Annotated in this window: 26 protein-coding genes and 2 tRNA genes; 16 read left to right on the top strand and 12 right to left on the bottom strand. The window is 59.5% G+C overall.

What is annotated here, in order from left to right; translation table 11 throughout:
• The 9 genes from FHT29_RS30295 to FHT29_RS30255 all read right to left on the bottom strand — a co-directional run.
• Positions 1–894: GDP-mannose 4,6-dehydratase (locus FHT29_RS30295; protein WP_168600839.1), on the bottom strand; the 894-nt coding region annotated here is incomplete at its 3' end.
• Between the two features lie 350 nt (positions 895–1,244).
• Positions 1,245–2,378 carry a glycosyltransferase family 4 protein gene (locus FHT29_RS30290; RefSeq protein ID WP_047562274.1) on the bottom strand — a complete coding sequence of 378 codons (1,134 nt, stop codon included), beginning with the start codon at positions 2,376–2,378 and terminating at the stop codon, positions 1,245–1,247.
• Between the two features lie 123 nt (positions 2,379–2,501).
• Complete coding sequence (gene rfbC / locus FHT29_RS30285) at positions 2,502–3,050, bottom strand: dTDP-4-dehydrorhamnose 3,5-epimerase (protein WP_168600838.1); 549 nt, start codon at positions 3,048–3,050, stop codon at positions 2,502–2,504.
• A gap of 62 nt (positions 3,051–3,112) precedes the next feature.
• Entirely contained in the window at positions 3,113–4,000 is an 888-nt protein-coding gene (gene rfbA / locus FHT29_RS30280) for a glucose-1-phosphate thymidylyltransferase RfbA (RefSeq protein ID WP_168600837.1), read from the bottom strand.
• 83 nt (positions 4,001–4,083) lie between these two features.
• Positions 4,084–4,983, bottom strand: a complete 900-nt coding sequence (gene rfbD / locus FHT29_RS30275) for a dTDP-4-dehydrorhamnose reductase (RefSeq protein ID WP_168600836.1) — start codon at positions 4,981–4,983, stop codon at positions 4,084–4,086.
• Positions 4,980–6,047 (bottom strand): dTDP-glucose 4,6-dehydratase, encoded by a 1,068-nt coding sequence (gene rfbB, locus FHT29_RS30270; RefSeq protein WP_168600835.1) that lies wholly within the window; start codon positions 6,045–6,047, stop codon positions 4,980–4,982. Before rfbB ends, rfbD begins: the two co-directional genes overlap by 4 nt.
• Positions 6,048–6,554: 507 nt before the next feature.
• Positions 6,555–6,628, bottom strand: a tRNA-Gln gene (locus tag FHT29_RS30265).
• 239 nt (positions 6,629–6,867) lie between these two features.
• The gene (locus tag FHT29_RS30260) at positions 6,868–7,503 is read right to left on the bottom strand and encodes an NrsF family protein (RefSeq protein WP_047559489.1); all 636 of its coding nucleotides are present in this window, start codon (positions 7,501–7,503) and stop codon (positions 6,868–6,870) included.
• A complete protein-coding gene (locus FHT29_RS30255; RefSeq protein ID WP_047559486.1) occupies positions 7,490–8,056 on the bottom strand; it encodes a sigma-70 family RNA polymerase sigma factor in 567 nt (188 codons plus the stop codon). Before FHT29_RS30255 ends, FHT29_RS30260 begins: the two co-directional genes overlap by 14 nt.
• Positions 8,057–8,368: 312 nt before the next feature.
• On the opposite strand from FHT29_RS30255, the gene FHT29_RS30250 reads away from it, so the two are divergent.
• The 5 genes from FHT29_RS30250 (at position 8,369) to FHT29_RS30230 (ending at position 11,175) form a co-directional block, all read left to right on the top strand.
• Positions 8,369–8,635: a DUF2282 domain-containing protein gene (locus tag FHT29_RS30250; protein ID WP_037195760.1), complete on the top strand. Its 267-nt coding sequence runs from the start codon at positions 8,369–8,371 to the stop codon at positions 8,633–8,635.
• Positions 8,636–8,682: 47 nt separating this feature from the next.
• Positions 8,683–8,967 carry a DUF2282 domain-containing protein gene (locus tag FHT29_RS30245; RefSeq protein ID WP_037195758.1) on the top strand — a complete coding sequence of 95 codons (285 nt, stop codon included), beginning with the start codon at positions 8,683–8,685 and terminating at the stop codon, positions 8,965–8,967.
• Positions 8,968–9,051: 84 nt separating this feature from the next.
• On the top strand, positions 9,052–9,906 hold the full coding sequence (locus FHT29_RS30240; RefSeq protein ID WP_037195755.1) for a DUF692 domain-containing protein: 855 nt from the start codon (positions 9,052–9,054) through the stop codon (positions 9,904–9,906).
• A gap of 9 nt (positions 9,907–9,915) precedes the next feature.
• Positions 9,916–10,671 (top strand): DNA-binding domain-containing protein, encoded by a 756-nt coding sequence (locus FHT29_RS30235; protein WP_037195752.1) that lies wholly within the window; start codon positions 9,916–9,918, stop codon positions 10,669–10,671.
• Between the two features lie 18 nt (positions 10,672–10,689).
• Complete coding sequence (locus tag FHT29_RS30230) at positions 10,690–11,175, top strand: DoxX family protein (protein ID WP_047559482.1); 486 nt, start codon at positions 10,690–10,692, stop codon at positions 11,173–11,175.
• Between the two features lie 67 nt (positions 11,176–11,242).
• Here FHT29_RS30230 and FHT29_RS30225 read toward each other — a convergent pair whose 3' ends face one another.
• Positions 11,243–12,199 (bottom strand): phytanoyl-CoA dioxygenase family protein, encoded by a 957-nt coding sequence (locus FHT29_RS30225; protein WP_047559479.1) that lies wholly within the window; start codon positions 12,197–12,199, stop codon positions 11,243–11,245.
• Positions 12,200–12,679: 480 nt separating this feature from the next.
• Here FHT29_RS30225 and FHT29_RS30220 point away from each other — a divergent pair, with 480 nt between their 5' ends.
• Entirely contained in the window at positions 12,680–13,597 is a 918-nt protein-coding gene (locus FHT29_RS30220) for a DUF1003 domain-containing protein (protein WP_037195744.1), read from the top strand.
• A 128-nt stretch (positions 13,598–13,725) separates the two neighbouring features.
• Here FHT29_RS30220 and FHT29_RS30215 read toward each other — a convergent pair whose 3' ends face one another.
• Positions 13,726–14,388: a flavin reductase family protein gene (locus FHT29_RS30215; protein WP_168600834.1), complete on the bottom strand. Its 663-nt coding sequence runs from the start codon at positions 14,386–14,388 to the stop codon at positions 13,726–13,728.
• A gap of 271 nt (positions 14,389–14,659) precedes the next feature.
• On the opposite strand from FHT29_RS30215, the gene FHT29_RS30210 reads away from it, so the two are divergent.
• Entirely contained in the window at positions 14,660–15,055 is a 396-nt protein-coding gene (locus FHT29_RS30210) for a cupin domain-containing protein (protein ID WP_047559473.1), read from the top strand.
• Between the two features lie 64 nt (positions 15,056–15,119).
• Here the strand turns inward: FHT29_RS30210 and FHT29_RS30205 are convergent.
• Positions 15,120–15,209 (bottom strand) — tRNA-Ser (locus tag FHT29_RS30205).
• A 305-nt stretch (positions 15,210–15,514) separates the two neighbouring features.
• Between FHT29_RS30205 and rplU the strand changes: the two genes are divergently transcribed.
• The 9 genes from rplU (at position 15,515) to modA (ending at position 23,267) form a co-directional block, all read left to right on the top strand.
• The gene (gene rplU / locus FHT29_RS30200; protein WP_034510937.1) at positions 15,515–15,832 is read left to right on the top strand and encodes a 50S ribosomal protein L21; all 318 of its coding nucleotides are present in this window, start codon (positions 15,515–15,517) and stop codon (positions 15,830–15,832) included.
• Positions 15,833–15,864: 32 nt separating this feature from the next.
• Entirely contained in the window at positions 15,865–16,134 is a 270-nt protein-coding gene (gene rpmA, locus FHT29_RS30195) for a 50S ribosomal protein L27 (protein ID WP_037195734.1), read from the top strand.
• A 128-nt stretch (positions 16,135–16,262) separates the two neighbouring features.
• Positions 16,263–16,898 (top strand): GNAT family protein, encoded by a 636-nt coding sequence (locus FHT29_RS30190; protein WP_047637652.1) that lies wholly within the window; start codon positions 16,263–16,265, stop codon positions 16,896–16,898.
• Positions 16,895–17,482 carry a GNAT family N-acetyltransferase gene (locus FHT29_RS30185; RefSeq protein WP_037195728.1) on the top strand — a complete coding sequence of 196 codons (588 nt, stop codon included), beginning with the start codon at positions 16,895–16,897 and terminating at the stop codon, positions 17,480–17,482. The genes FHT29_RS30190 and FHT29_RS30185 overlap by 4 nt, the downstream gene beginning before the upstream one ends.
• A gap of 267 nt (positions 17,483–17,749) precedes the next feature.
• Positions 17,750–18,850, top strand: coding sequence for a GTPase ObgE (gene obgE / locus FHT29_RS30180; RefSeq protein WP_047559468.1), 1,101 nt, complete (start codon positions 17,750–17,752; stop codon positions 18,848–18,850).
• Positions 18,847–20,016 carry a glutamate 5-kinase gene (gene proB / locus FHT29_RS30175; RefSeq protein ID WP_037195723.1) on the top strand — a complete coding sequence of 390 codons (1,170 nt, stop codon included), beginning with the start codon at positions 18,847–18,849 and terminating at the stop codon, positions 20,014–20,016. Before obgE ends, proB begins: the two co-directional genes overlap by 4 nt.
• Positions 20,009–21,292 carry a glutamate-5-semialdehyde dehydrogenase gene (locus tag FHT29_RS30170; RefSeq protein WP_037196154.1) on the top strand — a complete coding sequence of 428 codons (1,284 nt, stop codon included), beginning with the start codon at positions 20,009–20,011 and terminating at the stop codon, positions 21,290–21,292. Before proB ends, FHT29_RS30170 begins: the two co-directional genes overlap by 8 nt.
• A 37-nt stretch (positions 21,293–21,329) precedes the next feature.
• On the top strand, positions 21,330–21,911 hold the full coding sequence (locus FHT29_RS30165; protein WP_234903911.1) for a nicotinate-nucleotide adenylyltransferase: 582 nt from the start codon (positions 21,330–21,332) through the stop codon (positions 21,909–21,911).
• Positions 21,912–22,469: 558 nt separating this feature from the next.
• Positions 22,470–23,267, top strand: coding sequence for a molybdate ABC transporter substrate-binding protein (gene modA / locus FHT29_RS30160; protein ID WP_047559465.1), 798 nt, complete (start codon positions 22,470–22,472; stop codon positions 23,265–23,267).
• Positions 23,268–23,291: the final 24 nt, after the last annotated feature.

Here is a 23,291-nt window from a genome sequence, read left to right as displayed (position 1 = left end):
CGTCTTGCGAGCCTTCTCCGGGTTGCCGAGCAGCACATCCACTTCCGCCGGGCGGAAGAGTTGAGGATCGATCACCAGATGATCCTCCATCTTCAGGCCGACATGCTGAAAGGCGATGGCACACATGTCGCGCACGGTCGTCGTCCGACCGGTCGCAATGACATAGTCGTCAGCGACGTCCTGCTGCAGCATCAGCCACATGGCACGAACATAATCCTTCGAATGCCCCCAATCGCGCTTGGCATCGATATTTCCGAGCCGAAGTTCGTTTGCCAGGCCAAGCTTGATGCGAGCGACCGCATCCGTCACCTTGCGCGTGACGAACTCGATACCGCGAAGTGGAGATTCATGGTTGAAGAGAATGCCGCTCGACGCATGCAGGCCGAAACTCTCACGATAGTTGATCGTGATCCAATGGCCGTAGAGCTTGGCGACCGCATAAGGCGAGCGCGGGTAGAAGGGCGTCAGCTCCGACTGCATCGGCTCCTGAATGAGCCCGTACATTTCCGAGGAAGACGCCTGATAGAAGCGAGCCTCAGGCCGCTCGAGACGGATGGCCTCCAGGATATTCGTCACGCCGAGAGCCGTTACCTGGCCGGTGAGATAGGGCTGCTGCCAGGAGGACTTGACGAAGGATTGAGCACCGAGATTATAGACTTCGTCCGGCGTAACGTCCTTTATGGTACGGACGAGACCGGAAAGATCCATCAAGTCACCGTCGACGATACGGACGTCTTGTTCGATGCCAAGCCATTGCAGGCGGCTGAGATTGACATCCGAAGTGCTTGAACGACGGGCAAGTCCATGGACTTCATAACCGTTCTTCAGCAATAGTTCCGCCAGATAGGCGCCGTCCTGACCCGTGATCCCCGTTACCAGTGCTTTCTTCGCCACTTATATCTCCATTCTCGCCGCATTTGACCAAATTGCTTACAGCAAGGCACCGCTCTCTGCCGAACACATAGTCACTCCGGGTGCCGATTTTCCAGCGCCATTTAGCCGTTATGTGAGCCAATGACAACGACTGGCGACAAGTTCCCCCATGGCGTGCGCTATCGATAACAAAAAACCACCTATGAGGAAGTCCATACTGCAATCGTTCGTTCCATGTCAAAATCGGACTGGGCAGCAAGTTTGGGGATCCTGGGGCCGCCGCATTCGTCGGCCGCAATTGGGCACCGAAGATAGGCCGCTCATAATAGGCCGAACGAGCTCAATTGAAGACTTCCGCGATCGAATTTTCCCTAGACGCGCTCGCTCTGGATCGGCAATTCGCCCGCCAGTTCGCGATATAGACCATAATAGGCCAAGCACATTTTCTCAGCTGTGAAATGCGAGAGATAGCGATCCCGGGCCGCGGCACCCATCGCGATCGTCTTCTCCCTGTCCTGCCAGATGCGCTTCATCGCATCCGATAGGGCATCGATGTCATTCGGCGGTACCACGAATCCTGTCTCGTTGTTCAAATTGACGAAACTTGTCCCAGTGCCGATTTCGCAGGAAATCATCGGCTTGCCGAACATGGCAGCCTCGACGAGCGACAGTCCGAAAGCCTCTGAACGGAGCGGGGACGGGAAAACCAGCGCCTCGCAGAGTTCGAGCAGGGCGATCTTGTCGGGATCCGGCAGGGCGCCGACAAAGTGGACATTGTGGACACCTTGTTCGGCCGACTGCTTCAACTCCGCTTCCATCGGCCCGCTGCCGACGACGACGACGCTTAGGCCGTTCCTCCTTGCCGCCTCCAGCAGGATGTGGACACCTTTGTAATATCTCAGAACGCCGACAAACAGGAGAAAGCGGTCGGGAAAGCGGTTGCGCCACCGCGCACGGGTCGCCTCATCAGCCCTTGGATAGTCCGCCTCGTCGAGACCCAAGGGAATGACTGTCGTCTTCGATTCGAACCGTTTCAGGACGTCACTCGACGCCAGATAGTTGGGGGACGTCGCAACGATGCGATCGACACTTTTCAAAAAGCGAGACATCAACGGCTTGTAGAATTGCAGCAGGACCTTTTGCTTCACGATATCGGAATGATAGGTGACGACCGTCGGCTTGTCGGTATGGGCCGCAAGATGGACGATATCCATCACCGGCCAGGGGAAATGATAGTGGACGATGTCAGCCCTGCTGCTCAGCTCGCGAAAACGTCCGAACACCTCGCGCGAGAAGCCGGTGGAGGCGAATTCGAAATCGAGTCTGGCCTTGTGAGCCATATGGCCATCGAATTCCACGCTGTGTTCGCTGGGCTTTTTGCTAAGTGACAGAACATCGGATTCGACGCCGTATTTGGCAGTCCCTTTGGCAATCGCATGGATCGTCCGCTCGACACCACCAAATGTATCGGGCCAATATGTTTTGAAGAAATGTAGAACGCGCATGCTATTCCTGTATCGAAAAGCGATGGCGGCGTCACCTACGGCATCGTTTGGCCTGTCAAAAACACATGACGAGTCGCATAGCCTTGCATGCATGCTTCGCCGGCGAGCGGCCCCGATATCGTCTCAATCGAACGTTTCTGCATCCGCGAGCAACGGCTGGCGTTGATCCTTGGCGGAGAGTGTCGATACGTCGGCGATTTTCCAGTCGATGGCGATTTGCGGGTCATCCCAGCGAATTCCGCGATCGCTCTCCGGCGCATAATAATCCGTCGTCTTGTAAAGGAACTCGACATGGTCGCTTAGCGTCAGGAACCCATGGGCAAATCCTTCCGGGATCCAAAGCTGGCGCTTGTTTTCCTCCGACAACAAAACCCCCACCCATTGCCCGAATGTCGGCGAGGATTTCCGGATATCGACAGCGACATCATAGACTTCGCCAACCACGACCCGAACGAGCTTGGCCTGGGCATGCGGCGGCAACTGATAGTGCAGACCGCGCAAGACGCCCTTTCCCGACCGGCTATGGTTGTCCTGCACGAAATCGGCGCTTCGCCCGATCGCCGCCTCGAACTTGGCCTTGCTGAAGCTTTCGAAGAAGAAGCCACGGTCGTCGGCAAACACCGTGGGTTCGATGATCTTGACATCCGGAATGGCGGTATCGATGGCTTTCATTCGTCTTCCTGCTTCAGTTGATCGCATTGCGGAGGCAAGCTGCGGGAGATGTCACGGCGCGGTCAGAATATCCGCTCGCGCAGCATTCCGAGAAGATATTGCCCGTAGCCGTTCTTCTTCAGCGGAAGGGCCAGCGCCTCGACCTGCGATGCATCGATCCAGTCGCTGCGATAGGCGATTTCCTCGGGGCAGGCGACTTTCAGACCCTGCCGGTTTTCGATGGTGGCGATATAGTGACTGGCCTCCAGCATGGATTCGTGCGTGCCGGTGTCGAGCCAGGCATAGCCACGCCCCATTGTCTGCACATCCAGTTGTCCGGTGTTCAGATAATGCATGTTGACATCGGTTATTTCCAGTTCGCCGCGCGGCGAAGGGCGTATGGATTTCGCCACGTCGACAACGCTCGCATCATAGAAATAGAGCCCGGTGATGGCATAATTGCTCTTCGGCAGCGCCGGCTTTTCCTCTAGGCTGATCGCCCTGCCCTGCTCATCGAACTCGACCACACCGTAGCGATGCGGGTCCTGGACGTGATAGGCAAAGACAGTTGCTCCGGCCTCTTTGTCGCCCGCCTGATGGAGCAGCCCCGAGAAGTCATGTCCATAGAAAATATTGTCCCCGAGCACCAAGGCGGACGGTGCTCCATCCAGGAATTTCTCGCCGATCAGGAATGCCTGCGCCAGACCATCCGGGCTCGGCTGAACCGCATACTCAAGCTTGATCCCCCATTGGCTGCCATCACCGAGCAATTGTTCGAAACGGGGCGTATCCTGCGGCGTCGAGATGATGAGGATTTCGCGGATGCCGGCCAGCATCAAGGTCGTCAGCGGATAGTAGATCATCGGTTTGTCGTAGATCGGCAGGAGCTGCTTGCTGACGGCCAGCGTAACAGGATAGAGGCGTGTTCCCGATCCACCAGCGAGTATGATGCCTTTGCGTGCCTTGTTCATGGTCCAGCGTCTCGTCTCTATCGCGTTCTCGTTCCGTCAGGCCATGGAGGGTGACCACAAGCCTTCATGAGATCTTGCCAGTTTCAATGCGTCGAAGGCTTCAGCCTGTCGATGACGTCCTCGACACCCTCCTGCCAGGCAGGAAGACTGAGGTCAAAGCCATCCATAAGCTTTGTGCAATCCAGTCTCGAATTGTGCGGGCGCTTTGCAGGCGTCGGGTATTCGGCGGTCGGGATAGGCTTGAGCGCGTCGATGGTCAGCGCAAGCTTGACGTCCCTGGCAGATGCCTGGCGGACGATATGCGCCGCATAGCCATGCCACGACGTGTTGCCTTGCGCGCTGAGATGATAGGTACCCGACAAATCCGACGCATCCGGACGGGCGATACGCTCGATGACCGTGCGCGTGACATCGGCGATCAGGGCCGCCGATGTCGGCGCCCCCACCTGGTCGGCAACAACATTCAAGGAGCTGCGCTCTTGCGCGAGCCGAAGGATGGTCTTCAGGAAGTTGTTGCCGTGATGGCCGTAAACCCAGCTCGTCCGCAGGATGAGATGGCGACCGCCGGCGGAGCGGACGGCCTCTTCACCCAGCCATTTGCTTTCGCCGTAGACCGATTGCGGATTGGCCGTATCGCTCTCCACATACGCATCGGCTTTTGTGCCGTCGAAAACATAATCGGTCGAATAGTGCACCAGCCAGGCGCCGTTGTCGGCGGCCCAGCGCGCCAATATCCCCGGCGCCGCCGCATTCACGGCCATCGCCTGCTCCGCGTCGCTCTCGGCACGATCAACAGCCGTATAGGCGGCCGGATTTACGATGACGCGCGGCCTGTGCGCCTGCAGTGCTAAGAGAATGCTTGCCTCATTGGCAAGATCCATCTCCCCGCGGGTCATGGCCACCACGTCGCCGAGTGCTGCGACCGAGCGCTGCAATTCGAACCCGACCTGTCCGTTGGCGCCCGTCACCAGAATTGTGCTCACAGCTGCACCTCATACTGCTTGCCGACCCATTCGCGATAGGCGCCACTGGTGACGTTTCGCACCCAATCCTGGTTACCGAGATACCATTCGATCGTCTTGCGAATGCCCGTCTCGAACGTCTCCTCGGGCTTCCAGCCCAGTTCGCGTTCGAGCTTGCGGGCATCGATGGCATAGCGGCGATCGTGACCGGGCCTGTCCTTCACGAAGGCGATCTGATCGCGGTAACGGGTGCCATCGGCCTTCGGCCGCAACTCATCGAGGATGGCGCAGATGGTATGAACCACATCCAGATTGGGCTTTTCGTTCCAGCCGCCGACATTGTAGGTCTCACCGACCCTGCCGGCTTCCAGCACGCGACGAATGGCGCTGCAGTGATCCCTGACGTAAAGCCAGTCGCGGATCTGCTGTCCGTCGCCATAAATCGGGAGGTTCTTGCCCGAAAGCGCATTCAAGATCACCAGCGGGATCAGCTTTTCCGGAAAGTGATAGGGGCCGTAATTGTTGCTGCAATTCGTCGTCAGCACCGGCAGCCCATAGGTATGATGCCAGGCGCGAACGAGATGATCCGATGCAGCCTTACTGGCCGAATAAGGGCTGTTCGGCTCATAGCGATTGAGCTCGTTGAACGGCGCGTCGTCCTTGGACAGCGTACCGTAGACCTCATCGGTCGAGACATGGAGAAAGCGGAAGGCCGGCTTCTCGTCGCCCGGCAAGCCATCCCAGTGACCACGAACCGCCTCCAGCAGATTGAACGTGCCGACGACATTCGTCTGAATGAAATCGCCAGGCCCGTGAATGGATCGGTCGACATGGCTTTCGGCCGCAAAATTGATCACCGCGCGGGGTTTGTGGGTCGCAAGCAACGTATCGACCAGTCCGCGGTCACCGATATCGCCATGCACGAACACATGACGATTATCGCCGTTCAATCCCCTCAGCGTATCCAGATTGCCGGCATAGGTCAGCTTGTCGAGGTTGATGACCCTTTCATCACCCTGCCTGAGCCAGTCGAGAACGAAATTCCCGCCAATAAAGCCGGCTCCTCCGGAAACCAATATCGTCATTTAAATTCCATTTTTGCCGAAATTTTTTTATAAAACTGCAGCCGAGGCCTGCAGCACCGAGAAATAAACAGCGTTGGCAATGTCCCCGCCACCTGAAGCCTGCTCGAGCATACTGGAGAACGGTGGGCGGCGTACAAAAGATGGCCGGGACCGATCCGCCGGTCTCACCAGGTCACTCTGAAGACGCTATACGCAGAACCGTCGCCGGAGAACCCCTATGGGCTTGGGCTTGGCGGGAGACAATCATCCCTTCTTGAAATGTTCGCATAGGAATAACGACGCAGCTCTTCATGTGCCGCGGCAATTGGCTAAATCAGGCTACCTTACTATCTGGCGATACCACCAAACACAATATACCATGACAAGCAATGGTTGAGAATCGCAACTCCTTTGAAAAAAATTAATTGAACTTCAGCGCGATCCGGAAGCGTCAACCCGCTTCGAAAGCGACTAGAGTAACCCGGCTCGAGCCAAGGCTGCTACTTCTATTGATTGGAAGCCGAGAATTGGCTGGGGAACCTGGACTCGAACCAAGATTAACGGAGTCAGAGTCCGTCGTTCTACCATTGAACTATTCCCCAACGGCCGCCTAGCGATGAAATCGTTCGCGGCGAAGGCTGCGCCTCTATAATAGAATTCGCCGCAGATGCAAATAGTTTAACGCGGACAAATGCAATTTTTTGAAAGCCAAAAGCTGAAATCCGGGATGGCCGGCGAATGCGCGTTCTTCAAGGGGATTCTGCGGATATCACCGTCCGCGTCGCCCATGACAGCTGATAAGGGATAACCGGCGTCTCTCAAGACCAGCATTTCGGCCGGTTTACCAGCGCAAGATGCGTCGGCCGATCACATAACCTACCGCGGTGACCATGGCGATTGCCATCGGATACCAGAGCAGGACGAAAAGCGGGCTGTCATCCGTGCAGTTGGATGCATAAAAGGTCGCGGCGATGCCGCTGGCGGCAAGCCCCGCGACGGCGCCGGCCAAACCCGGCCGCTCCGGCGCCCCATGACGCAATGCAAAGAGGAAGCAGGCAAGCGGACCGATCGACAATAATGGGATGAGCGTCAAGCAAAAGCGGGCATTGTGTCCGATCATCCGTGCGCTCCAGCTATCCGCCGGCATGACCGCCATCTCGACGGCCGCCGCCGCCAGCAGCAATAGCGGCGCGGCCAGAAGCGTCCAGCCCCAGATGCGCAAGGAGACGCCTGGCCGGCCGATGCGGAAGACGACGGCGCAGGCCGTCGCGGCGAGAGCGATCGTGACGACGAATTTGAACAGGAAACGAACGGTCTCGATCGCGCTGCCTATATCGGCGCGGAAACCGATCATCGCAAAGAAAATGCCACCGCTGATCACGATGCCCGCGATGACCGACAGGGCCAGGACCTTGCCGATCCGCGTGCGGACCGGCGCATCCTGCGCCAAAAGATTGATGAGGTCATCGGTTTTCACTGGTCTCACTCCGGTACAAGGCCGCAAGCACCTTCAAAGCACGATGCAGTGCAACACGCACCGCACCTTCCGTCATCCGCAACTGATCCGCCGTCTCCCGCACGCTGGTTCCCTCGACGGAAATCGAGCGCACGATGGTCTTCTGCGGATCCTTCAATTGTTCCAACATACGATCGACGTCTAACCGATCCAAGGCGTCCGTCTGGTCTTCCGCCTCGAGAATATCGATCACGTCATCGATCGGTACGCTCGTATGTCGTCCACGTCGCCTGAGGCCGTCGATCAGCTTGTTGCGCACGATCGTCGATATCCACGGGCCGATCGGGCGCGATGCGTCCCAGGTTCCGCGCTTCAGATGGATGGTCAGCAGCACTTCCTGAACCACGTCCTCGGCCTCGCTTACCGGCGCGCCGAACTGTTCGCAACGCCGGCGCGCCATGGCGCGCAGATGCGGTGTCACTGCGGACAGAAAACGATGGTAGGCCTGCACGTCGCCGTTGACGGCGGCACGCATCCAGACTGCCCATTGCTCTTCGCGCGCCGAATGATTCACCCGACATCTCCTCTACGCAGGACCGCAGGCTTTCGTTACCGGCAACGGCCATTCTTTTTCAAGCCTTTTCGGAACAGGCTTCGATCTAAGACGACGGCGCCATGATCGAACGGTATCTTCTGCCTGCTTTGCGCGCTTCCAATTAGAGCATCATTCGCTACACTCAGAGCAGGTAGGCTAAACGCGTAGCCGGCGCATGACATCGTAACGACGTTCAAAAAAATTTCGCACCGCCTGTAACATCCGCTCGGACAGCTCCGTAGACCTTGATGCAAGCCAATGACGGCTCGCACCCATCAAGGAGACAGTCCCATGAAGAACAGCCTCATCACCCTGGCCATTGCCGGTTCGATCGCCTCAGCACTTGCCTCCGTCGCGGTTCCCGCTGCGGCTGCCGACTCCAAGGAAAAATGCTACGGTGTCGCCCTCAAGGGTCAAAATGATTGCGCCGCAGGCAAGCATGATTGCGCCGGCAAGTCGACCATGAGCTACGACAAGATGTCCTTCAAGCTCGTTCCGACCGGCACCTGCACCTCCATGAAGACCCCGAAGGGCCACGGCACGCTGACCCCGGCTTGACCCTAACCCGGATCACCGATCCAATCACAGGATGTAAGGAGCATGGCATGAACAAGATTTCCGCAGTCGCCTTGGCCGCGTCGGTCGCGACGGCTTTGACATTGGTCGCCGGCGTCACCACCGCCTCGGCCGCCGATGCCAAGGAAAAATGCTACGGCGTCGCGCTCAAGGGCCAGAATGATTGCGCCGCCGGTCCCGGCACGACCTGCGCCGGTACATCGAAAGTCGATTACCAGCGCAACTCGTGGAAGCTCGTTCCCGCCGGAACCTGCGAAACGATGAAGACACCGAACGGCCACGGCACCCTGATGCAGGGTCCGGCGCCTGTCTGACCCAAGCGCGGTGACGCAGGGCGGCGCAAATTCCCGCGCGCCGCCCTCCTCCCAAGATCAAGCATATCCAAATGGAGGCTTGCAATGAAACCGTCAGAACTTCCCCGTCGCGCCGGCGTCGGCTTCAAGCCGGAGCATTTCGCCGCCATAGACGCCGTAAGCCAACCGATCGGCTTTTTCGAGGTCCATGCCGAAAACTACATGGGCGCCGGCGGACCGCCGCATGCTCAACTCGGCAAGCTCCGTCAGGACTATGCCCTGTCCATTCACGGCGTCGGCCTTTCGATCGGCTCGATGCAGCCGCTTGATGCCGATCACCTCGCCCGCCTGAAGATCGTCTGCGACCGCTACGAGCCGGAGAGCTTTTCCGAGCATCTGGCATGGTCGAGCCACGACACCACCTTTCTCAACGATCTCCTGCCTTTGCCCTATACCGAAGCGACCCTCGCCCAGGTTTGCGCCCATATCGATGAAGTGCAGACGCTGCTCGGCCGCCAGATGCTGCTCGAGAATCCGGCTACATATCTGCTGTTCGAGGAAAGCACGATCGAGGAAGTCGATTTTCTCTCAGAGGTGGCCCACCGTACCGGCTGCGGCCTGCTGCTCGACGTCAACAACGTCTTCGTCGCCGCCACCAATCACAGGCTGGATCCGCGCGACTACCTCAAACGTTTTCCAGTGCAGCAGGTGCGCGAAATCCACCTGAGCGGCCATTCGGAAACCACCGACGATGCCGGCGCGCCGCTTCTGATCGACAGCCACGACACACCGGTGAAGGATCCCGTCTGGGAACTCTATGAGGAGCTGATCACCCGCACGGGACCGATCGCCAGCCTGGTCGAGTGGGACAATGATGTCCCGCAATGGCCGGTTCTGAGGGCCGAGGCGGAGGCCGCCGGCACCATCCTGCGGCGTGCCGCCGAACGCCGGGCGGCATGAGGAGGAGTGATGTCTCTCTCGACGCAAACCGAATTCGCCGCAGCGCTTGTCGATCCCGGCCGGTCCGTTCCTGAGGGCCTCGCGGCCTGGAACGGTCCCCGCCCCGAGCGACGCTTCGGCGTCTACCGCAACAACGTCGCCATCGGCCTGATCGGCGCGCTCGCCTCGCGCTTTCCGGCTGCCGAAAAGATTGTCGGCGAGGAATTCTTCGCCGCCATGGCGCACGAATTCATCCGGCAGCATCCGCCGCGATCGCCGTTGCTGCTGGCTTATGGCGACGACTTTGCCGATTTCGTCGCGATATTCGAACCCGCGCGCGAAATTCCCTATCTGCCCGATGTCATCAGACTGGAGACTGCACGCGGCAGGGCCTATCACGCCACCGACTCAACACCGCTCGACGCCGCCTTGCTGGCAACGATCGAGCCGGAAGGGCTGGCAGGTTTAAGCTTCGTGGCACATCCCTCCGCGTCGATCATTCGCTCGGCCTTTCCGGCGGTCACCATTTGGGCGATGAACGTCGGTGAGATCGAGCTGGCGGACATTGAAGATTGGACGGGTGAGGATGCGCTCGTCGTCCGCCCGCGGATGACTGTGGAAGTGCACCGCTTGCCGGTCGGCGGCGCCGCCTTTCTCGAAGCGCTCATTGCCGGCGCCGATCTGGGCAGCGCCTTCGAGACGGCTCTTGCTGAAACTCCGGACTTCGATCTTTCCGCCAACCTTGCCGGCGCGCTCGCGGCCGGCGCATTCACGGCCGTTCGCTGAACGCCAGGGAGAACCAACATGCAAGACCCGATGATGACGGCCGCCATGGCCGAACGTGAAACCGTGCCGCAAAGGCTCCACGGCGCCCTCAGGCTTCTCGACCGCATTCCGCATGATCTGATCGCCCTCGTTGCGCGCCTGTCGATTGCCGCCGTCTTCTGGCAGTCCGGCCAGACCAAGGTGGATGGGTGGCATGTGACCGATAATGCCGTCTACCTCTTCCAGACGGAATACAAGCTGCCCTTCGTCGATCCCTGGATCGCCGCCCACATCGCCGCCTTCAGCGAGCATTTCTTTCCCTTTTTGCTGGTGATCGGCCTGGCCAGCCGGCTGTCGGCACTGGCACTGCTCGGCATGACGCTTGTCATCGAAATATTCGTCTACCCCGACGCCTGGCCGACGCACGGCACATGGGCGACCTGCTTCCTGGTGGTCATCGCCGGTGGGCCGGGCCGGATCGCGCTCGACCATTTCATCGCCAAGCGGTTCGGCCGATCGTCATAATGCCGAAGCGGCAGGAGCGCCGGTCGCCGGCGCTCCATAGCATGGCTTCCACAGAGTAATCCGCGACCTATCGCAGCACGGGTTCCCCATGAAAGCGACGTTGCGACGGCTTCGAGACGCCAAAGCCGACTTCCATCATCAGGCGCGGCTTTTGCGTGGGAACGGTGCCCATGTGGAAGCCGAAAGGATCCTCGACAAAGCCGGAGCCGGCCTTGCCCGTCAGCGTTACGGTGCTCGCTTGCCCATAATAATCGAGCACTTCGTCTGCCGAATGTCCCACAAGCAGCGTGAGCTGATGTTTGACACGCCTCCGCTTGTGGCTGCCTTTGACGAAGACGTGCGGGCCGGTGCCCTCGTCCACGTCGACCAGGTTGAAGAAGAACTTCAGCATCCGCCAGTCGTCGAGGTCGAAATGGAATTTGTCGAGCGAAGCCATGCTTCTGTCCGCTTCCGACGCCTGCGTCGGAAAACTCCACCAGATGCGCGTGGTAATCACCTTTGCCTGCCCACCAAGATATTGCCGGGCGACGTCGATCAACAGCGGATCGCGTTGAACTGCGAGGACCGCATCGCAATCGAGCGAACGCTCGAAGAAATGCCCGCTGAGGATCGGGCGTGCGAAGCGGGTCTCCGCCTGCTTATGTTCGCTCGCGACGAATTCGAGCTTCCTGTTGAAATTGCCGAAGCAGCCGGTGGTTTGCGCGAATTCTGTGATTTCGCGATGGATATGGTCCGGGAGCATCAGGCCCGAATAGATGCCATCCGTCCGCAATGCGTTGACGACAGTGCCACGCTCGAGCTCGGTGAACATGGAAGCACCGGAAACGGGAAGCGTGACGGCTTGCCTGGTGGCAAACCAATGCATGCGCCGAAACGGGAGTGTTCGCGCCAGGAGGAACATCGGCAGCCAGGCTGGATTTTCCCGAAGATCGGTCAGGTAGGTGGGTATCCTGACAGCCATTCGCTTGAAGCGACCGCCTTGCCGAGCAATGGACTCCAAGTCTTTTGCCGGGGGATTGTGCATAGCTATCCTTTCCGCACATGTGCAAAAGCCACGCAACAGGCCCAACATCCTGTTGATGTAATTCTTTGAACATAAACATTTATTCGCTGCAGCGGGGGTCTCTGCTGCACTGCGGCAAATAGAAGCCGGTGGACCCCGGTCAAGGGGGCGGAAAATCACAATCCTGATTTAAACGGTAGAATTTTTCGCATAAACACGCTGCGATTTAGCAAATGCTTACGAAAGCGCACGGGCCGGTTGTTTTCACGGCCTCCGGTCCGAAAACAGCATAGCCGGACGCATGAACGGGACATTTCATTTGCCGTTGCTTAGGACAATGGCGCTATTAAACACTTGGCAAGCGCAAGCCGAACGACAGGATCGAGACCTCGCGGCAACAAAGTTTGATGGCGGCTACGATTTTGACAGTCTTCCAACCGTCACAATCCTGTTCGCATTATTGGCTAAACGAGCGGAAAACGTGAAAGAAGGCCCCCGTATATGACAGAAACGAAGACCTTTGACCCGGCGGACGGGATAGTCGACTTCGATGCCGGCGAAGGCGAAGCCGCAACCGTGGTGGAGATGGACGACTATACCAAGAGCCTTGCCCAGGCGAAGGCAAAGTCCGTCAAGCTCGTCGATGCCATCACCGGCCAGACGCTCAAGAAAAAAGATGCCGTGCACGTCGACGACCTCCGCCCCTCGCTGGCGGATTTCATGCGGTTGAAACATCCCGAACTTCGCGCCGACGACTATATCAGCCGCAAGGCGATGGACGACTATCGCGCCCAGTATATCGCCGAACTTTTGACCGATGAGCGCGGCGAGCTTTCGAACCTCGAAGACGAAGTCGTCGAAAGCCTGAAGACGCATGATACACTGGCCGAGAATATCGAAGAGGATTACGAGGATCACCGCTCCATCGGCGACCGCATGGCCGACATCGTCGCGTCCTTCGGCGGCAGCTGGACCTTCATCATTTCCTTCTGTTTGTTCCTGACCGTGTGGATGGGCATCAATGCCCTCATGGGCGAAAACAAGGCCTTCGATGCCTATCCGTTCATTCTGCTGAACCTCATTCTCTCGACGATCGCTGCATTGCAGGCTCCGATCATCATGATGAGCCAGCGCCGGCAGGAAGCAAAGGACAGGCTGCGCGCGCTCAACGACTACAAGGTCAACCTGAAAGCCGAATTGGAAATCCGCCACCTGCATGAAAAGGTCGACCATCTCCTCAATCGCCAATGGGAGCGGCTCACCGAAATCCAGCAGATCCAGATCGAGATGATGCTGGAACAGGCCAAGGCCGCCACACGCGCCATGAAGGCCAACAAGGCGGTGAAAGCCAAGACCAGTGCACTGAAGAGCCTCTTCGGCAAGGTCAAGGATCCCGAGCCCGACGATTCGCCGAATTGACGCGACGAAGACCGATGCGGCCATGGCCCTGCCCCGCGGCCATGGTTGCGCCGGATAGCCGGCTATTCTCCAAAGTTGGTTCTGCGGATCTCGGTCCCGCAAGATAGTCGACCCAAGCGCGGAACACGTCACGCCTCGGCCTTGAACGTGCGGCCGAGATCCGGCCCGAGGCCGAAATAGTGCCTGAACACGTAGAGAAGCGGGCTCCATCTCGTCGTATCGATATGACTGCTACCCGGCATGACGATGCTCCGGTGCGCATGAACGCGGACCACCTTCGCTTCGATGATCCGGAAATTCTGAGGCCGGTCCGAGGGCCATTCGCCACCGGGTTCGTACGACGCCACGACCTCGGCTTCGAATTGAATCGGACACTCCGCTATGCGCAGCGGACCGACAAGCTCTGCAGCTTGCGGCGTAAAGCCGGCGACATCGAACTTGTCGGATTCGAACCGGTATCCGATCTTCTCCTTGTGGGGAGGAACCGGATCGCGACCCGTCGTCGGAGCAATCGCTTCGATCTTCTGCCACAGATCCGGAGAGGGAAAATTCAACACCAGCTGCCGCTCGCGCATGGCGTTCTCCCGACCCTTGCTTGTCGATGTCAGGCCCAGAACGACGCGGTCGAAGAGCGTCCAGGCCGACGACATGGGCGAGATATTCGTGGTGCCATCGGGATTGAGACTGGTAACCAGCACGACGGGCGTGCCGACATAGAGCACGCTGGGCTTGATGACGATATGTTCGCGATCACTCTCGACGGACTTGGATAAGGCTGTGTTCATCAACATTGCAAACTCTCCTTATTGAGCTGCAGTGTAGCCGAACAGGCACATGGAATAGTTCGGTCGTGGCCGAACAATGGACATCAGAGAACAGATCGGTCGATGTGGGCGGCGGCAAATATGCCCGGGCCTTCCTCGCGCTTTTGCGTCGCAGCGGTCTGGTCGCCGGGTAGATCGAGGCGGCCCGAAGACGCGGATTCCCACGCCCGGGCAATTGACATTCGCCGCCGGTGTGACACCGTTTCGGCTTGTTGCTGAAACACCGTTTTGAGGCAAAATGACAAAACGATCGCAAGCAGTTATCACCACGGCCGAAGAACGCCCGCGCGACGGATGGGACGACCCCATCCATGGCCGCATATCCTGGCACACGCTGCTGAGCAGCGACATCACCCCGACAGACAGCATGAGCGCCGGCATTGCGGAACTTGCCCCCGGCGGCGAGCTCAAGCCTCACCGGCATGACCCGTCGGAGATCTATTTCATCTTCGAGGGGACAGGCATCGTGCGGATCGACGGGCAGGAAACGACAGTCAAGGCCGGCACGACAGTCTTCATTCCCGGCAACGCCGAACACGGCATTCGCAACGAATCGGGCACAGATCTGAAGTTTTTCTACGTCTTCCCGACCGGCTCTTTTGCGGACGTGATCTATCGCTTTCCGGAAAACTGACCAATCTCAAGACCATTCTTATCTGGCAAGCGATCTGGGAAACTGGGCAACCAAGGCCCAAGAATGGCGGAGAGGGTGGGATTTGAACCCACGATGCCCTTGCAGGCATGCCGCATTTCGAGTGCGGTGCATTCGACCACTCTGCCACCTCTCCGGTTATGCTGGTCGGCGCGTTTGAGCGCGGCGTTCTCATAGCGAGAGACGGGGGGGATGGCAAGGGCGAATATGAAAGCTTTTCATCCTTTTGCCTTGACAGATCAGGGGCGCTTATATATCCCGTGCGACGCAATAGGTGTGGATAAGTCCGTACCTTGCCAGCCTTGCTTTGCGCGAGGTTTCACCGGCAGATCTTCTTGAGGGCCTCAAGCCTTTGGAATCCCTGCTAAGTTTCGACTGATAAAAAGACGGCCGCTTGTCCTTGTTGGCAAGAGAGCCGGAACGAACATGAAAGGACAAAAAATGTTCGCAGTCATCAAGACCGGCGGTAAACAGTACCGTGTGGCAGCCGACGACGTGCTGACCATCGAAAAGCTGGAAGTCACCGCCGGCGACATCGTAGAATTCACCGAAGTCCTCGTTATCGGCGAAGGCGCCGACGCTGCGATTGGTGCTCCCTTCGTCAAGGGCGCTTCCGTCAAGGCCGAAGTGGTCGAGCACAACCGCGGCAAGAAGGTCATCGCCTTCAAGAAGCGCCGTCGTCAGAACTCGAAGCGTTCGCGCGGCCATCGCCAGCATCACACGGTCGTCCGTATCACGGACATCGTGGCTGCCAAGTAAGTAACGGGATCAGGGTTTAAAGGAGAACTCCAATGGCACACAAAAAAGCTGGCGGTTCGTCGCGCAACGGTCGCGATTCCGAATCCAAGCGCCTTGGCGTGAAGAAGTTCGGCGGCGAGAACGTCGTCGCAGGCAACATTATCGTGCGTCAGCGCGGCACGCAGTGGCATCCGGGTACCAACGTTGGTCTCGGCAAGGATCACACGATTTTTGCGCTTACCGCGGGCAACGTGAACTACCGTACGAAGGCCAATGGCCGCGTGTACGTGTCTGTAATGCCGAAAGCGGAAGCAGCGGAATAAGCCGGTAGCGCTCTAAAACAGCCGGCGTCTCATCGACCCGGCTGAGCGCATCAGGTTCAGTCAAGAAAAAGGGGAGATGGGGCGCCATCTCCCCTTTTTCTTTACCCTCAACCAAGGAGGACTGAACCATGCAAGGCGAATTGTTAAGGGAAGACCAATCAAGGTCTCCCGAAGAACGGCTGAGGCCGGAGCGGTTAAGGACCGATTGCCCTGTCTTACTGTCGGAAAGGCTCGTTCTGCGCGCGCCCCACGAAGAAGACATCGACGCCCTTGCCCATCTCGCCAACAACGCCAATGTCGCTACTATGGTATCGCGTATGCCGCACCCGTATACGACCAATGATGCCGCCGATTTCGTGCGACGCACGAAGCTTGGCGAGATTGGCAAGTGCGTCTATGCGATTACCAAAGCCGATAACGGCGCCTTTCTTGGATGCTGCGGCGTCGAGCCGACGGCCGATCCACGCACCGTCGAGATCGGCTACTGGCTGGGCGAACCGCACTGGAACCAGGGCTATACGACGGAAGCCGCCCATGCCCTGATCGACATGGTCTTCCGCACGCGCGAAAACGTTGGCCAGATCGATGCCCGTTGCCGGGTCATGAACGTCGCGTCCAGACGGGTCGTGCAGAAGTGCGGCTTCCAGTTCCAGGGGTCCGGCCTTGCCGCATCCCTGGCGCTCGGCAGCTCCGTGCCGGTCGAATGGTACAGGCTCGACCGCAAGACCTGGATATCGTTGCGCAGCTGGGGAGGTCTGAGATGAACGCGCTCGCTCTCAACCGCCGCAATGACAGAATGCTGATGCCGGGGCCGTCGCCGGTCATCCAGACCGGGCGGCTGACGCTGCGCCCACACCGGCTCGGCGATGCCGACGCGATCGCCGAATCGCTGTCCGATTTCGCCGTCACCCGCATGCTGGCCCGGGTTCCCGCGCCCTATGACCGGCAGGATGCGCTGGACTGGCTGGTCCAGCACACCTCCGGCCTCGGCATCGATTGGGAACTGGCCATCACCAAAGGTGATGATGCCCATATCGGCTGCGTCGGCATCGAGCTCAGACATGGCCGGTGGCATCTCGGCTACTGGCTGAACCGCTATTACTGGCGGCAGGGCATCATGACCGAGGCGGTCACATCGGCTCTGGAGCGCTTTGGCCGCCGCATGCCCGAGGTCGCCGTCCATTCCGGCGCCTTCGCCGATAATCCGGCATCCCTGAAGCTGCAGCAGAAGCTCGGCTTCGAGATCACCGGATGCTCGGAGATCTACAGCTTTGCCCGCAACACCATGGTTCCGCATATCGAAACCGTGCTGAAGCCCGGCGCGCTGCGGCTCTCGCAGGCGGCGTGAAGCCCTGAAATCCAGTCATCGCCGGCCGCCGGCGATGACGCCACACCAATCGGGCTGTTCTTGATGTTATGGCACGTCGAGCGCACGATATTCTTTGACCTCAGCCCGAAGCGCCTATATCGAAGGCAACATGACGGGTAAATGGCCGGCCGATGCGTCTCTATGGATGCGCAAAGGGCGGCTGAAATCGATTAAAGAGCGCATAGGCTTTTCTAAATCCCATTCGATCCGAAGGGATATGCGCCGACACCGGGTGACGGACGTAAGATGAAATTTCTCGATGAAGCAAAAGTCTATATTCGCTCAGGCGACGGCGGCGCCGGCAGCGTCTCCTTCCGGCGCGAGAAGTTCATCGAGTTCGGCGGACCGGACGGTGGCGATGGCGGTCGCGGCGGCGATGTCTGGGTCGAGGCGGTCAACGGCCTCAACACCCTGATCGACTTCCGTTATCAGCAGCATTTCAAGGCGACGATCGGCACGCATGGCATGGGCCGGAACCGCGCCGGCGCCAAGGGCGAAGACGTGACGCTGAAGGTGCCCGTCGGAACGCAGATCTTCGAAGAAGACGGGGAAACCCTGATCTGCGACATTACGCAAGAAGGCCAGCGCTTTCGCCTGGCACCCGGCGGCAATGGCGGCTTCGGCAACGCCTATTTCAAATCCTCGACCAACCAGGCACCGGACTGGGCCAATCCCGGCCTGCCGGGCGAAGAAAAGACCATCTGGCTGCGGCTGAAGCTGATTGCCGATGCCGGCCTTGTCGGTCTGCCGAATGCGGGCAAATCGACCTTCCTCGCCTCTGTCAGCCGTGCCCGGCCGAAGATAGCCAACTATCCATTCACGACGCTGCATCCCAATCTCGGCGTCGCCACCATCGATGGCCAGGAATTCGTGCTGGCCGACATTCCCGGCCTGATCGAAGGCGCGCATGAAGGCGTCGGGATCGGCGATCGCTTCCTCGGCCATGTCGAGCGCACCCGCGTGCTGCTGCATCTGGTTTCCGCCCAGGAAGAGAAGGTCGGCAAGGCCTACAAGACGGTCAAGCACGAGCTTGAAGCTTACGGCAACAACATAACCGACAAACCAGAAATCGTCGCGCTATCGCAGATCGATGTGGTGGACGAGGAAACGCTGAAAAAGAAGACGCGCGAGCTGGCACGAGCCTGCGGCAAGACGCCCTTCCAGATCTCCGCCATCACCGGCCGCGGCATGACCGAAGTGCTGCGCGCGCTGCGCGACGTCATCGTCGAAGCCAATGCCGGCGAGGCGGACAAGCCGGCAAAAACGCATAAGATACGCCATCGCGACCTGCAGGCCTCCGACGACGTGGATGAGGGGGACGACGATCACGAGGAGCAGCAGGGATGACCGCCCGCAAGCCGCTCGACCGCTATCGCCGGATCGTGATCAAGATCGGCTCGGCTCTTCTCGTCGATCGCAAGACGGGCCTGAAGAAATCCTGGCTCGACGGCATGTGTGCCGATATCGCCGCCCTGAAAGCCAAGGGCATCGATATCCTCGTCGTCTCATCCGGCGCCATCGCGCTCGGCCGTTCGGTGCTCGATCTGCCCTCCGGCGCCTTGAAGCTGGAGGAAAGCCAGGCCGCCGCAGCCGTCGGGCAGATTTCGCTCGCCCGCGCCTGGTCCGAAAGCCTGTCGCATGACCATATCGTCGCCGGCCAGATCCTGCTGACGCTCGGCGACACGGAAGAGCGCCGCCGCTATCTGAACGCCCGCGCTACGATCAACCAGCTGCTGAAGATCGGCGCCGTGCCGATCATCAACGAGAACGACACGGTCGCCACAAGCGAAATCCGCTATGGCGACAATGACCGCCTCGCCGCCCGCGTCGCCACCATGACCGGCGCCGACCTTCTGATACTGCTCTCCGACATCGATGGGCTCTACACCGCCCCACCGCATCTCGATCCGCAGGCACAATTCCTCGATACGATTGCCGAAATCACGCCTGATATCGAGGCCATGGCCGGCGGCGCCGCCTCCGAACTGTCGCGCGGCGGCATGCGCACCAAGATCGATGCCGGCAAGATCGCCACCGGCGCTGGGTGCGCGATGATCATCGCCTCCGGCAAGACCGATCGGCCGCTGAAATCAATTGAAAACGGCGCGCGCTCGTCCTGGTTCGCGCCGTCGGGTACGCCCGTCACCGCCCGTAAGACCTGGATCGCCGGACAGCTGCAGCCGGCTGGCGAGCTGCATGTCGACGAGGGCGCGGTGACCGCGCTCGGCGCCGGCAAGAGCCTGCTGCCCGCCGGCGTGCGCAAGGTCGTCGGCCATTTCGGCCGCGGCGATACCGTGGCCGTGATCAGCCCTGCCGGTCGCGAAATCGCCCGGGGCCTCGCCGGCTACGACGCCGAGGAGGCGCGCCAGATCACCGGCCGCAAGTCGGCGGAGATCGAGGCCATCCTCGGCTATGCCGGCCGCGCCGCCATGGTGCACCGCGACGACCTCGTCATGACCGCGTCCGTCAAGACGAAGGCGGAGAAATTGAAGAGGGATGAAGCCCATGCTTGATACTGTCGCACAAAGCCCCGACATCGAAGTGCTGATGAGCGATATCGGCCGCAAGGCCCGGGCTGCGTCGCGACCGTTGGCCTTCGCCTCCACAGAGAGCAAGAACAAGGCGTTGAGCGCCATGGCGGACGCCATTCTGGCCCGCAAGGATCATATTCTTGCCGAGAACGCCAAGGATTTGAAGGATGTGGAGGGCACGGATATGCTCGCCTCCTTCGTCGATCGCCTGACGCTGAACGCCAAGCGCGTCGCAGAAATGGCCGACGGCATTCGCGCCATCGCCGCTTTGCCGGATCCGGTGGGCGAGGTCATCGCCGCCTGGGACCGTCCGAACGGGCTGAAGATAGAGCGCGTCCGCACCCCGCTCGGCGTCATCGGCGTCATCTTCGAAAGCCGGCCGAACGTGACAGCCGATGCCGGCGCGCTCTGCCTCAAGGCAGGCAATGCCGTGATCCTGCGCTGCGGCAGCGATTCGCGCCGCTCGTCGCAGGCGATCCACGACTGCCTGGTCGAAGGGTTGAAGGCCGCAGGACTACCGGAACATGCCATCCAGCTCGTGCCCGTCAGCGACCGCGCCGCCGTTGGCGCCATGTTGCGCGGTCTCGAAGGCAATATCGACGTCATCGTGCCGCGCGGCGGCAAGAGCCTGGTCGCCCGCGTGCAGACCGAAGCGCGCGTGCCGGTCTTTGCCCATCTCGAAGGCCTTTGCCACATCTATATCGATGCTTCGGCCGATCTCGACATGGCGAAAGCGATCGTCGTCAACGCCAAGATGCGCCGCACCGGCATCTGCGGCGCAGCCGAAACGCTGCTGGTCGATTCGAAGGTCGCATCCACGCATCTGAAGCCGCTGCTCGACGGGCTTGCCGAAGCAGGCTGCGAAATTCGCGGCTCCGCCGAGGTGCTGCAGCTCGTGCCCGGCCTGAAAGCGGCAACGGAAGAAGACTGGACGACGGAATATCTGGCCGCGATCATATCCGTCGCGCTTGTCGACGGCATTTCCGGCGCGATCGCCCATATCGGCAAATATTCGTCCAACCATACCGAAGCCGTCATTGCCGAGGATCCCGAGGTCGTCGAGCGCTTCTTCACCGAGATCGATTCGGCGATCCTCTTGCACAATGCCTCGACGCAGTTCGCCGATGGCGGCGAATTCGGCATGGGCGCGGAAATCGGCATCGCCACCGGCAAGATGCATGCTCGCGGACCGGTCGGCGTCGAACAGCTGACCTCCTTCAAATATCGCGTGCGCGGCACCGGACAGATACGGCCCTGACGTGCTGAGAGAAGAGATCGATCAACGCTATCTGCGCATGCCCCATGCCGAGCGCGGCATGGTGGTCGGTCTTTTCGGCGGCTCGTTCAACCCGCCGCACCGTGGCCACGCGCTTGTGGCCGAGATCGCCATTCGCCGGCTCGGCCTCGATCAGCTCTGGTGGATGGTGACGCCGGGCAACCCGCTGAAGAACCACAATCATCTTGCGCCGCTTGCCGAGCGGATCGCGCTCAGCGAAATGGTTGCCCGCGATCCGCGCATCAAGGTGACGGCATTCGAGCAGGCGCTCGGCATGAACTACACGGCCGATACCCTGGCTCACGTGAAAGCCCGCAACAGCCGGGTGCATTTCATCTGGATAATGGGCGCCGACAGCCTCAATACGTTCCATCGCTGGCAGAAATGGGAGGAGATCGCCCGCACCTTCCCGATCGCCGTCATCGATCGGCCGGGATCGACGCTGTCCTACCTTTCCGCGAAGATGGCCAAGACATTTCATTATGCCCGCGTCGACGAGGATGATGCCCGGGTGCTTTGGAAGAAGCGTGCACCGGCCTGGACTTTCATCCACGGACCGCGTTCGGCGCTCAGCTCGACAGCCCTGCGCGCGGCACAATAACCGACTGAATTTTCAGGAAAACTCCCAGAAATGAAAAGCCCGACGGGGGAGGAGGATCCGTCGGGCTTTAAACCTGATCAGCAACTGGGAGGAGGAGAGTTGCCGATCCATATCTAGCGGCATTGGGAGGAGGAGATCGCCGCTTCGATGATTATGTTTTAGCAGATTTCACCGATAGATAAATGGCCGATTGCGCATTGCAGCAATGCATTCAACGCATATCTTTGAAAATTTCCTGCCCAAAAAACGCTTCTTTTGCGAATTGTCTGATTTTTTAACGTCACCCAGACTCCAGAAGCCGGAGCGGAAAAGCGCCAGAACCCACGGTTCGTAACGTTACGTCTTGTTTCGTGAGCGTTCGCCAAACCACTGGGCGAATCCAGTCATGCGTTTTTGACGTAGCAAAATCCACTCATATGCGCCTTTGAAAAGAAAACCCATAAAATTCGTGGGGTTACATAGCAACAATGCGATGTATTTTTCGAGATACATCCCTAGCCAAGCTTCGCGCATCGTTATATCTCTCGAAATATGTCGATATCTTTGGGGAGAAATAAAATGGCAACCAGCCGACGCCGATGGATCAAGCTTGCAACCGCCGCACTATCAGCGGCATGGCTTGGCCTCTCAGTCATTCCGATGCCGGCTCTCGCCGCCGACAAGATCGTGGTTTTTGCTGCCGCCAGCATGAAAAACGCGCTCGACAATGCAGATGCCGCTTTCACCAAGGAAACGGGCAAGGAAGTCACCGTGTCCTACGCCGCGAGCGGGCCGCTGGCCAAGCAGCTTGAGAACGGCGCCCCCGCCGATGTCTTCATTTCCGCCGACACCAACTGGATGGACTATGTCGCGGGCAAGAAATTGATCAAGGATGACAGCCGCACCAACCTCCTCGGCAATAAGCTCGTTCTCGTCGCCGCCAAGGACAAGGCCAAGCCGGTCGAGATCAAGCATGGCCTGGATCTAGCCGGCCTTCTCGGCGACGGTCGCCTGGCGATCGGCCAGCCGGAATCGGTGCCGGCCGGCAAATACGGCAAGGCAGCGCTTGAAAAGCTCGGCATCTGGGCTTCGGTTGAAAAGAAAGTCGCCGGCGCTGAAAGCGTACGCGCAGCCCTCGCGCTCGTTTCGCGCGGCGAAGCGCCCTACGGCATCGTCTATCAGACCGACGTCTCAGCCGATCCCGGCGTTGCCGTCGTCGGCACTTTTCCGGCAGATAGCCACCCGCCGATTGTCTATCCGATCGCAATCACCAGCAACAGCACCAATCCGGATGTGCAAGCCTATTTCGACTATCTGAAATCGGCTAAGGCTGTTCCATTCTTCGAGCATGAGGGCTTCACGATCCTGAAGCGGTGAGCATTCTCACCGCATATTGGGCAT

This window comes from Rhizobium sp. SG741 (assembly GCF_012275435.1).
Classification (GTDB): domain Bacteria; phylum Pseudomonadota; class Alphaproteobacteria; order Rhizobiales; family Rhizobiaceae; genus Rhizobium; species Rhizobium lusitanum.
Note: the sequence above shows the minus strand (reverse complement) of the source record. Positions and strands in the feature narration are given on the sequence as shown.